The sequence below is a fragment of the Lacrimispora sanguinis genome, from assembly GCF_044987295.1.
GTDB classification, from domain to species: Bacteria; Bacillota; Clostridia; order Lachnospirales; family Lachnospiraceae; genus Lacrimispora; species Lacrimispora celerecrescens_B.
Window position 1 is genome coordinate 2,547,786 of the sequence record NZ_CP173277.1, and the last position, 12,930, is coordinate 2,560,715.

Genomic DNA, 12,930 nt, shown 5'->3' on the forward strand with positions numbered 1-12,930 from the left:
CAGACATTATCTAATCTGTTGCCATGTTTTATAGTGGTCTGGAGTGTACCAAGCACTTCCATCTGATCCTGTTACGACCCTTTCTGTCCCTCTTGACTTACCATATTTATACGGATTAATATCGTACTCTGTGTATGTAGCAGTGTTATCATTAGGGATTGGAGTTTCTCCTGCTTTTGTATTAGGTTTATTTTTGAATTCAATACCTCCATAATAATCTTCAAGATATTCCTCAGGATTTTTATCAATTTTATCTAAAGCATCTTTAGCTTTTTGAGGTACTTTATCCTTAGAACCCCCCTTACCTCCAGTCATTCCCAGTATTGCTACTCCAGCTCCCAATTCTCCTGAAATACCGCCCTCAATCACTGCCTGCGGAACCATCACGGAATAGGTGTTTCCATATTGATCCATTACTAAGACACTTTTGTAATCTCCGCCACTAACAGCTTGTTCTCCTATAGAACTGATAAATGACAGGAGAGTTGTAACCCCCATCATATATCCCACGTCAATCCCAGTTTCATATATCTTACGGAGTTTTTTTAGTTCACTTGCATCTTGAGTTCCTAGCCCATATGTTTTTTCTATTATGTTCTTCCAAATTATATCGATGTCTTCCCAAAATTGTTTATCCGTATAATTATGACGGGAGGTATCTCCGAACAATGCATATATTTTCCCTACCGTCCTTCTATCCAGGAACTTCCAAAAAGATGACATCCCTAATTGCTTTCCTGCGTTAAATATCTGACAATTTTTTGCCATACTGGAATTCTTTGCAAGATTCATTAATCGGGTAAGATTATCTACTGCCTCCTCTTGCATACGGTCTATATCATTCGAAGTCGCATATTTTACACCTACTGCTGCGTATTCACTCCCTATCTTTTGGTTTCCATATGTATCTTCTTCCCTCGGATCATAGGCAGCTGCTGATTTTGGCACCGAATACATTCCGCTTGGGTCTACATAATTAGGCGCACTGCCCTTTACATAATTGTATCGGTTTAAGGACAGTGGATCTGTGATCTGTCCCAGGTATGTATCCTCCGTTAAGAAGTCTCCTCGTTCCACATCATAATAACGTGCTCTTAAATACTGGGTTTCCAGGTTCGGATTGTAACTTTCCGCGTTATAGCTGTATACATTGTTGTTCTGCGGTTTTCCAAAAGCAATGTCTCCGGTCGGGCTGTAGCGGTAAGACTGCCAAATCATTCCCTTACTATCCGTCACTCCGCTAACACTACCCCTTGGATCATAGGTGTAATACCCTGTCCTTCCGGTAAATCTTTCATTAGTCAAGCGTTCGTTTCCATAGGAGTAGGCGGTGTCCATCTCGCCATTGATGTTCAGTTCCATCAGAACCTCTGCATATTCCCGATTCACATCATTGACGTATTCCACCAATTCATAATCCTTAGCTTTTCCGGAGGTCTTAACAAGATCAATCAGCTCCTTTTCTAAATCGCTGACTTCTCCTTCGATGGGGAATAAGATTCCGCTCTGGTTCTGGCTTCCTCCTGTGTTGTTGGTATTACCGCTTCCATTGCCGTTATTATTTCCATTTCCATTATTGGAACCGCCATTACCGTTGTTGCCATTCCCGTTGTTGCCATTTCCATTTCCATTGTTACCATTCCAATTGCCGTTATTGCTATTTCCATTACCGTTGTTGCCATTCCCATTATTACCATTTCCATTCCCGTTGTTGCCATTTCCGTTCCCGTTGTTGCCATTTCCATTCCCAGGATTATCCTTCCCGTTGCCGTTTCCTTTCCCATTATTTTTATCATTCCCGTCATTGCCTTTGTCCTTATCTTTGTTTCCATTTGATAATGCCTGGAGTTTTGGTTCTGTTGTGGGGTCTCCTTCTGTTAAGAAGGCGGCGTTGGTCGTAAATCCGTCATTTCTTCCAGTTACGGCAATCGTTCTGCCAGCTTCACTCGTCTCGCTGCTTCCGCTTCCGGAAGTTACCTTCCCACTGTCCACGGCATCCCCGTCATTGCCTTCGTCCTTATTTTCGTTCCCATATGACGGTGCCTGGAGTATTGGTACTTCCGTGGTGCTTGTTTCTGCTGTGGGTTTTTGTTCTGTTGTGGATTTCCCTCTTGCAGCGGTGGAAGTAAATAAGTTCCTAATTCCAGCTACAACACTCTTAAAGAAGCTAACGATAGAAGTAAATACGCCCTTGATTCCAGCCACGATACTCTTAAAGAAGGTGGCAATGGAAGTAAATATGTCCTTGTTTTCAGATCCGACACTGTTTTTGCCAGCATCACTCGCTTCACTGCTTCCGCTTCCTTTGTTATCTTGATTGTTGTCAGTTTCGTCTTCGGACGTTCCTTTCCCACTGTTCACTGCATTCCCGTCATTGTCTTTATCTGTATTTTTGTTTCCATCTGACGGTATCTGGGACTTTGAATCTGCTGTTGGGTTTGGTTCTGTTGCGGGATTTGGTTCCGCTGCAGGGTATGGTTCTGCTGTGAGTTCTCCTCCTGCAAAGAAGGTAGCAACGGAAGTAAATACGTCTTTGATTCCAGCTACTATATTCTTTCCACTACTTCCGCTGCCTCCACTACTTCCGCTTCCTTTGTTGTCCTTGTTGTTTCCATTTCCGCCTCCGGAATTCCCTTTCCAGTCATCATCCGTATGGAGGTTGTAGTTTAACTGGAAGATCCGGTTTCCATCTCCGTCATAGGCCATGGCGGTCAACAGTCCATCTTTATTATAAACTGCTTTTAAGCGGTTCTCAACTGTGTAATCATATGAGAGCTCTACCTTTCGGTCGCCATCGGGCTTAATTTCTTCCTGCAAGATACGGTTTCCATCACCGTCATAGGTGTATTCCACGTTTTTATAATGCTTGCCGTCATACTCCCTTGCCTTTACCATCTGATTGGAAACATTGTAGGTATACTCTGCACTTTCCTGCACCTTTCCATTACGGCTCTTGCCGTAGAAGGTGCGGTTTCCCATGTCATCGTACTTGTAATCATACACATAGGTTCCCTGGCGGTCTTCGGTTTCGGTGGCTTTGATTAGCTTGCCATCATCATCATACGCAAAGGTCCTCTTTGTCCCAATGATCTGGAAGTTATAAATTCCATCTTTATCGTGCTTGTTCCTGTGCTTGTCTCCATGAGGATAGTTCTCATCATGCCAGTTCTCATGCTTTCCGTCATGCTTGTCATCCCAGGCATAACCATAAAGAGATTCCACTACATCTTCGCCTATGATAAAGCCCCGGTCGTCGTAGGTATAATCATACTGGCTGACGACCCAGCCGCAGGTGTCGCAGATGTTCTTCATGGATACGATCTGGTTTCTTGCATTGTAGGTATTATACGTGCCTACGTCATTTGGACGGTGGATTTCCGTTACCCGGTTGATGGCATCGTACACATAGGTGGTCACGGCTCCGGTACGATCCGTAACCTTGATTAAGTTGTCATTTTTATCATACCCATACCTTACTTTCTTTCCATCCGGGTAGGTAATGGATTCTAACCGGTCGCTTCCGTCATAGGCATAACTGGTCACTTCTCCGGAACCGGTGGTAACCTTTGTAATCCGCCCTAATCCATCGTACTTATAGGAACTTTCTCCGGAGCAGTCCATCATAGAGACTCGCTGGCCTAAGGCGTCGTAAGCATAAATCACACCTTCCTCTACAGCTTTTCCTTCCCCATCTTCATAGGATTTCTCCACCAGTGCATTCAGCTTGTCGTAATCATAAGAAACTTTATTTCCGCCATTGCTGGTGTGGCTGGTGAATCTGCCTCCTATATCGTAAGTCATACGCTCGGTTCTTCCAGCCTGATCCGTTAGGGAAGTCATGTTGCCTTCTAAGTCGTAAGTATAGGTGGTGGTTCGTTTCATGGTATCCGTAGCGCTGGTGACATTTCCCATCACATCGTAAGTATAAGTACTGGTGAGACCGCTTGGCAGAGTTACTTTTATTAAGTTATCCAGGATGTCATAAGCAAACTGAGTCGTCAGACCGTTCGTTGCACGGACACTTAAGACATTGCCATGAGGGTCATAGGCATACCGTTCCGTCAGCCCCATCTTGTCCTTTACTGATGTGACACGGCTTCCGGCATCGTAGGTGAACTGTTCAGACTGGGAAAGCGGATCCTTGGTTCCAGTCAGGCGGTTATCCTTATCATAGGTATTTTCATAGATATAACCTTTTGGATCGATAACGGCAGTCCGGTTGTAATTCTTATCATAGGTAAAGCGGATTGTTCTATCTCCGGGCTTTGTCACGGAAGAAATTTCCCCTACCAGATTATAAACCACTTCTGTTGCTTTTCCTTCCGGGTCCACGCTGGCAGTTAACTGATCCAGCTTATCATACCGGTAATTCCAGGTGTAGCCCAGGGGATTGGCGACTGCGTTTTTATTTCCCCGGACATCGTAGCCAAATACCGTTTCCCCGCCTTTGGCATCCACGGCTTTTGTCATGCGGTGCATGATGTCATAAGTGTAGGTGCTGTTACGGCCTAAAGTATCCGTGTCGGTGATCACGTTATCAGCCACATCATAGGTAAAGCTACGGGATAAGCCTAATGGAGTCTTCACTCCGGTCAACCGGTGGACGGCATCGTAGCTGTAGTGGTACGTTCCTCCGTTCTTTTCCTGTCTGGAAAGCACCTGGCGATTTAAGTCCACCTCATAGGCCGTCTCATTTCCAGCAGGGTCTGTGATTCTGGTTACCTCGTCATGCTTATCATAGGCATAGGCGGTCACTGCCCCCTTGGGAGAAATGACTTTTACCAGATTTCCCATGACATCATACTGGTATTCTGTGATCAGGCCATTGGCATCCTTGGCCTTTGTTAAATTATTGTCAGCATCGTAGCGGTATTCCTGTCTGCTTCCTTCCGGTGTGGTATAGGAAAGGAGTCTTGAGAGGGCATCGTACTCATAGACTGTAGCATTTCCTCTTCCATCGGTAAACGAGGTTAAGCGGTCTATGGCATCATAAACGTAAGCCTGTTTTGCCCCCTCCCCATCTACGGTGTTTGTTAAGTTCCCTTTCCTATCGTACTGGAAGGCGGTGGCCGCTCCTAAGGGATTTACCTTCCCCGTCAGGCGGTTGATGGCGTCGTAGGCATAAGTGTAAACAGCCTCGCCCGGCTCTGTGGTTTTTACCAGATTTCCCACCTTATCATACTCATAGAGGGTCTGTTTTCCTTCCGGATCCGTCACCTTTGTGAGCCGGTCTAAGGCATCGTAGCCGTACCGGGTGGTTGCTAAGTCCGTACCGGTTACGGATACCAGGTGGTTGAATTTGTCATATTCATAAATGGCGCTTCTTCCGATGGTATCGATCTGTTTTATCAGATTTCCGCTTTCATCGTAGGCATAGGTCATGGTGTTTCCGATATTGTCTTTTGCCTCTGTGATCCGGCCCATGGAATCATAGGTGTAGGAGGTGATGACATCTGCCTCATCAATACTCTTTATCATCCGGTCATTTACGTCATAAACCATGACCACACTGTCTCCGTCCGGGTAAAGAATGCGGATCACATTGCCGTTTGCATCATAGGTGTATTCATACTCATGGCCCATGGCGTCAAGCATCTTTGTGGTTTGGCTTAAGGCATCCACCTGGATGGTTGTCTCACCCTTTAAGGCATCTGTTACCTTTTCCACATTGCCCAGGGAATCGTATTCCATGGCGGTGACAAAGCCTGCGGCATTAACCTCTGCAAGCATCTGGCCGATGGCGTCATAATGGTAGCTGGTGGTGTTTCCGTTCTGGTCCGTAGTTGTTAAGGGATTACCGCTTAAGTTATACGCTACCTTCACTGTGCCATTTAAAGCATCTGTGACTTCTTTTAAGCGTCCTACTGCATCATAAGAATACCCTGTAGTATTTGATTCGGCATCGGTTACTTTCTTTTGATTCCCTGCCCCATCGTAAGTGTAGAGAGTGATTCCGCCTAAGGGATCTTCTGCTCTTATGATTCGGTTATTGGGGTCGTATTTAAACCGGTACACCCTGGTCTCATCGTCGGTAATTCTGATGATATTTCCATTTCCGTCATAGGACAGCCTTGTTACCAAACCGTTCTGGGCTGTAGTGGACACCATTCTTCCGGCACGGTCATACGTGTAGGATATGGATGTTCCATCTGGATTAGTGACCTTTTTCAGATTCCCATTGCGGTCATAGCTGTAGTATGTTTCATTGCCAAGGGCATCCTTTTTGAGCACAGGTAAATTTAGAATCTTATGGTATAGAGTTGACCTTGTATTTCCCCGGCGATCCGTGGTTTTTAAAATGTTCCCCTTCCCGTCCAGCTCATAAGCAATATCCTGTCCCAAGGCATCGGTAGTCTTTATCAGCCGGTTCCTGCTGTCGTAGGTGTAATGGTTTTCCCCTCCTTTGGCATCTCTTTCCTTAATCTTATTATAATTTTCATCGTATACATAATCCAGAGTATTTCCCAGAGCGTCGCGGCCAGAAAGGATGTTGTACATCTTATCATAGGTAAAGGTGGTCTCCTCACCCATGGCATCCGTGATGGATAAAACCATTCCTGCGGCATCAAACTCATATTTTGTGGTTCCGCCGTCTTTCTCCGTTTCAGAAATTTTCCAGCCCTTTAAGTTATACTCATAGGACTTGGTATTTCTCAGTGGGTCGGTGACTTCCAGGACGTTATTCATGTCATCATAAGCAAACGTCCAAATGTAGCCCCCGCCGTCAGTCATGGAAGTAACCACGGCTCCATCATAGGCAAACTTATGTGTTCCCCCATTGGCATCTTTCATGGATACCATGCGGTTTAACTCATCATAGTTATAATGAACGGTATTGCCCTCACCATCTGTCATAGACAGCAGGTTTCCTATTTTGTCATATGTGAAGGTGGTACTGTTTACCTCATAATCTGTTGCCGTCAGGGGCAGGTTTAAGTCGTTGTAAGTATAAGAGGCCTGACTTCCATCACCTCTGGTTTCCGTCAGGAGATTGCCGTTCATATCATAAGTATAAGAGGTGGTTGCACCCCGTTCATCTGTCCTTTTCGCAACACGGTTATCCTCTGTATATGTCGTGCTCTCACTGCTTCCATCCGGATATTCGATTCTGGATATCCGCCTCCTGCTGTCCATATAATATTTGGTAACATTGCCCCGGTTATCTGTTGATACCGTACAGCCGTTCTCATACGCTAGGCTGACGGCATTTCCCAAAGCATCTGTCTGGTTGGTAACCCGTCCATCCTTATCGTAGCGGTTCTCTACGATGCGGCTTCCGTTCTCATCATACCATGCAGTCATATGGTGAGCGTCATCATACTCGTACCGGCGTACCCCACCTTCCGGATCTGTTACGGAAATCAGGTTGTGGCTGTCATCATATCCATAGGAGATTGTACCGCCGTTTGGCAGGGTGACTGAGGTGATGCGGTGGTATTCATCTGCTGTCAAGTCAAAGAGCTTCCCAGAAGGTGTCCTTATCTGGCGTACATCATCATTTTCGTCATAGAGCAGGACTGTCCGGTACCCTTTCCTGTCTGTGACATAACGAAGGAGGCCTCTGGCATCAAAGGTCAGCACGGTACCATCTGATTTCTTAAGCTCCCAGGCCGTTGCTTCCGGAACTTTGCTGTCTTCTTCTACTTCTTCGTCCTCTTCTGTCATACCATCCGGATCAACTTCTGAAAAGGCGAAATTGCGGACATACGTTTTGTTACTTGCTTCTGACGGTGATCCCTCTTCCTCATCATCACTTGGAGTATCTGCCGTTTCTAAGTCAATGGAATCTGTTGCCGCAAGAACCATATCATAACCATCGGGCGCCTGATAGCTGCCATTGGATTTCTTTGCAAAGTTAATGGCTCCGCCGTCATCCTTCCGGTACAGGATATCTCCGTTATATCTTACCGTCAGCCTCTGGCCAAAGGGGCTGCTCCAGCCGATTCCAAACTCGGAAAGGAAGTGGGCTGCAATTGAATTATAGCTTCTCTGGAATGCAAAGATTCCGCCCAGCTCTTCAAGTTCTGTGTCCGTCTGCTGCATAAAGAAATCACCGGTATTCATGTTAATGGGTTCGTGACCGAATACGCAATCTTTTCCCATACCGTTTAATAGCATGTCGATCATCATCTGTTCTGCATCTGTAAGTGGCTTTGGTGTATAAGGTGCATTTTGCTTCGGATTACGAATAAACAGGAGATCTCCGGAGAAAGTCAGGCCATTGCTTAAACGGTTGTCCTTCTGGATGATTTTCTCCTCCACCCCGTAATGATCGGCAATCCGGGTTAATAGATCCAGACCCTGCACCTCATAGAGCAGGAATTCATCGCTGGGCTTCTCCCCACTGGTGGCTGTTTCCACACCAGGCACCATTTCTCCGGTTTCTGGATCCTCTTCCAGTACCACGCCTTCTGCCACAGCCATTATTTGATAAATGGTATCAGTTTTTAAAATCAACCCTTTTTCCAGAGCCTTACTCTGCCAGTTCCCTGTCTTTGGCTGGCTGTTAATGGCCTCAGTAAATACTACTTCCTTTGAAAAATCAGGAGATGTATAGGAATCTTCCGCCGTTACTTCATCTTTCGCCACTTCATGATCCATCTCCCGGAGTTCCCACGTTACCTTTGATCCGGCCTGAGAGATACCGTGAGCCAGAACACCCATGGATGTCCTGCCGCCGGATTCGCTTTCCTTAACAGCCGGATTCACTAGTACCGTCAGGGCGTCCACGTCTAATAAAGCCAAATCTCCTAATAGTTCTCCTTCCCAGGAGATGTCGATTCTCGGTCCCATAGCCGCATTATCCCGGTTGTAAAAGCTCTCCGCTGGCATCCGGAGAGGTGCCTGGGCTTCAGACTTAGGCTCGTTAGCCGCCTGAAGCTCTAACCCGGCTTGCAGTCTGCTTCCCGTCATCCATGACCGCATCATGGCTGTTATATCATATTCCAGGGTCTGATCAGGCCCGGGAGAATCCAGAACATCAATCAGTTCCGGAAGGGGTTCTTTTAACTGATTCCATGTGAGTGTGGTTGCATTCCATTCCTTCCCCGGTGCGCGCAGTTCAATCCGGGTATTCCCTACTCCGTTTCCGGTCTGTGTACCGATACGGAACGTTGCTTTGGTACAGACTGCCTGACCCATGACCTGAGTCCAGTCTCCGTTAATGGCAACATAGGTTCTCATATTGCCAAAGCCTTCCCTATATCCAGCATACATTGGTCCCATATTTCCCAGGAACTTTGAGGGCTGGCCGTCAGCCACATTTACCAGCACAAACTCGCTGGGAACCATGTTCACTGCGGAAGGGTCGATACGTACCGGGTAGCTTCGGTCTTCATCCTGAAGCCATTTTTTATCTGCTGTAACGGTGGCACGGTAGCTGCCTTCCACTCCGCTTAGTTTCATCACCAGATCTTCGCTGGTATTCCCATCTGAATCAATCATTAGAGGTGCTTCCAGAATAAATTCCGGGTGCCTTCTATTATCGCTGTAAAGGATGATTGTATTTTTCTCCTGGACCGCATTTAGCCCCCCTGCTTTTATGGAAAAAGAGAATTGATTTCTTTCCGTCTTTTCCAGCAGGATAATATCTTCCTTTAAGGTGTTTCCTACCAGGCTGTACTGGTAATCCACGCCAGGGTACACGTCACTGTAGCGAATGGTGTTGTCTGATACAGCACTCTTCTTAAAGCTTCCCCCTGACGGGATGAGCTCAACCCGGTGTTCCTCCCTTTCGATGGAGACTCCCTGACTTGTGGAGAATTTTTCTGGAAATAATACTCTGCTTCTTCCTGCGCTGTTCCCATAACCAGCAACGGTTTTGGTCCTGGAGCGCAAAAGGGCACTAGAGGGCGTACCTATTGTGTACTCCTCTTCCGCTTCGGTCAGGCTGTTATCTATCTGCCCGATCACCCCGTTCTCAGCCTGGTACAAGCCGGAATACCCCCCTGCAACGGTCACATACTGGTCCTCTCCAGTGCGGTAGGTACGGTACGACTCATTAAACTGTACCAGTTGTCCCTCCGGTTCGTCGATGTACTGATCGTAGTCGTAGTACAATTCTGGCTCTCTGGCCTCGTCCTGCTCTTCTTCCTTGATCCCTTCCGTCCCGGAATTTGATTTGCCGGTTTCTTCTGTACCGCTTTCTTTCCCAACGGTTTCTGACGGACTGGTCTCCTCTGCATCGGTTTCTGACGGGCTGGTCTCCTCTGCATTGGTTTCTGACGGATTGATTTCTTCCTCGTGGCTCTCTTCCACTTCGGGCGTTTCTACCGTGTTGGTTTCGTCAGAAGAATCTGTAGAAGCGGTCTCACCGGTACCGTCTTCCGTCTCCTCCGTTTCTGTCTCCTTCGGGTCAAGCCCCAGTTCTTCCAGTGTCAATGCATCCGGGCTTGTGAAATCCACATACCTGGGCATATTGTTAATGTACTCCGCTCCGTATGAAACAATCGGTGTCATGTTAGGCGCTATCATGCTGATACACAGCAGGTAGCTGATAATCTGTTTCGTTAATCGTTTTCTTTTGTTGATCATACTCATGTTTTCCCCTTCTGAGACTATAATTGTATAAATAGAGCATACATTTATATATCGTCAGAAAAACTGTATCAATTAATTGACTATAGTATTAAATTTCGTTAATCTTATACTATTTATCAAAAAATACTAAAAGGATATCGAATATAAAAAGGGTGCCGACCTGCACACAGGACGACACCCTTTTCATATCCACAATCATTACACCTCAAAAATCAAATCTCCGTAGCTTGGCATTGGCCAAAATTCTTTATCTACGATCATTTCCAGCTTATCAGCAGGATCGCGGAGAGCTTCCATGGCAGGTACTACCTCATTCCGGAAAGCATTTGCCCGTTCTTTGTTCCCTTCGATTGCCGAACATTTCGCATCAGCATCTGATAGAGCGGCAAGGGCTACCTTCATATCGGAAAGATAAGCGCTTACCTCTATGAGAAGCTCTTCCTGAACGCTGGTATCGGCTACCGGACACGCTGCTTTTACTTTTCCCAGGGAATCAGCCAGCAGAGATGCATACTTCACTGCAGAAGGTATGATCTGTTTTCCGGCCATGTCGATCATGGTTCTGGCCTCAATGTTAATGGCTTTGCTGTAAGCCTCATATTCGATCTCAACCCGGGATTCCAGCTCAGCCTTTGTGAATACCTTAAATTCCTCGAACATCTTTACCGAAGCATCTGTGGTAAGAGCAGGGATCGCCTCAACCATTGACTTAAGGTTTGGAAGACCTCTTCTTTCTGCCTCATCCACCCAGGCCTGAGAGTAGCCGTTGCCGTTGAAGATAATCCTTCTATGAGCAGCCAGCTGTTCTTTGATCATATCATGGACTGCCGTATCAAAATCAGCCGCCTTCTCAAGAACATCTGCCGCTTCTTTTAATGCCTCAGCAGCAATGGTATTTAAAACCACATTGGGAGAAGAAATGGAATCAGAGGAACCAACCATTCGGAACTCGAACTTATTGCCGGTAAATGCAAATGGGGAGGTTCTGTTTCTGTCCGTAGCATCCTTGAATAAATCAGGCAAGGTTCTAACTCCTGTTTTCAAGGTGCCGCCCGCCTTAGAACGGGTGGCCTCTCCGGTGCTGCATAGCTGATCTACTACATCCTCCAGCTGTTCACCAATGAATATGGAGATAATGGCCGGCGGTGCTTCATTTGCCCCAAGCCTGTGGTCATTTCCAACATCGGCAGCAGATTCCCGGAGCAGATCCGCATGGCGGTCAACCGCCTTTAAGATACAGGACAGTACCAGCAGGAACTGGATATTCTCATGGGGTGTTTCCCCTGGATTTAACAGGTTGATTCCATCGTCAGTGGTTAAGGACCAGTTGTTATGCTTACCGGAACCATTGACCCCTGCAAACGGTTTTTCATGAAGCAGGCAATTCAATCCATGACGACCAGCCACCTTTTTTAAGGTTTCCATTACTAATTGGTTATGATCAACTGCCACGTTTGCCTGTTCATAGATGGGGGCCAGTTCATGCTGGGCGGGAGCAACTTCATTATGCTGGGTTTTTGCAGGCACACCCAACTTCCATAGTTCTTCATTCACTTCTTTCATAAAAGCCGCGATCCTCTCGCGGATGGAACCAAAGTAATGATCCTCCAGCTCCTGTCCCTTTGGGGGCATTGCTCCAAACAGGGTGCGTCCGGCATAGATTAAATCTTTTCTCTGCAAATACTTTTCATGATCAACCAGGAAATATTCCTGCTCGGCTCCAACGGAAGGAGTAACCCTTTTTGAAGTGGTATTTCCGAATAACCTTAAGATTCTTAAAGCCTGCTCGTCGACGGCTTCCATGGATCTTAAGAGAGGTGTTTTTTTGTCAAGAGCTTCTCCTGTATAAGAACAGAAAGCGGTGGGAATGCAGAGGGTAACACCGATGGCATCTTCTCTTAAAAATGCTGGGGAAGTGCAATCCCAGGCTGTATAGCCTCTTGCTTCAAAAGTCGCCCTTAAGCCTCCGGACGGGAAAGAAGAAGCATCCGGCTCTCCCTTTACCAGTTCCTTCCCGGAAAACTCCATAATTACCTTTCCTTCCGATGTAGGGGCGGAGATGAAGGAATCATGTTTTTCGGCAGTAATTCCGGTAAGAGGCTGAAACCAATGGGTGTAGTGAGTTGCACCTCTTTCAATGGCCCAGTCTTTCATGGCATGTGAAACGACGTCTGCAATCGATGGATCCAGTACTGCGCCATCCTCAATGGTTTTCTTTAACTTTTTGAAAACAGATTTTGGTAAGCGCTCTCTCATTACGGTTTCGTTAAATACATTCCTGCCAAACAGCTCAGCTACGTTTACAACTTCGCTCATAAATTTTCCATCCTCCCATATTTTGATAAGTCAAATTGCCTTTATAGTCTCCTCGCGATCTGAATATGCGCATAA

Annotated in this window: 2 protein-coding genes; both read right to left on the reverse strand. The window is 46.4% G+C overall.

The genetic code is table 11. From position 1 onward, the window contains the following. Positions 1-6: 6 nt before the first annotated feature. Positions 7-10,533: a DUF6531 domain-containing protein gene (locus ACHZES_RS11940; RefSeq protein ID WP_395548968.1), complete on the reverse strand. Its 10,527-nt coding sequence runs from the start codon at positions 10,531-10,533 to the stop codon at positions 7-9. A gap of 204 nt (positions 10,534-10,737) precedes the next feature. Continuing rightward, positions 10,738-12,855 carry a glutamine synthetase III gene (locus ACHZES_RS11945; RefSeq protein ID WP_038278226.1) on the reverse strand — a complete coding sequence of 706 codons (2,118 nt, stop codon included), beginning with the start codon at positions 12,853-12,855 and terminating at the stop codon, positions 10,738-10,740. Between the last annotated feature and the right edge of the window lie 75 nt (positions 12,856-12,930).

What these genes read in the sequence shown, in the direction of transcription:
- ACHZES_RS11940 (WP_395548968.1), bottom strand. Translation starts at nt 10,533, where the DNA reads ATGATCAACAAAAGAAAACGATTAACGAAACAGATTATCAGCTACCTG.
- ACHZES_RS11945 (WP_038278226.1), bottom strand. Translation starts at nt 12,855, where the DNA reads ATGAGCGAAGTTGTAAACGTAGCTGAGCTGTTTGGCAGGAATGTATTT.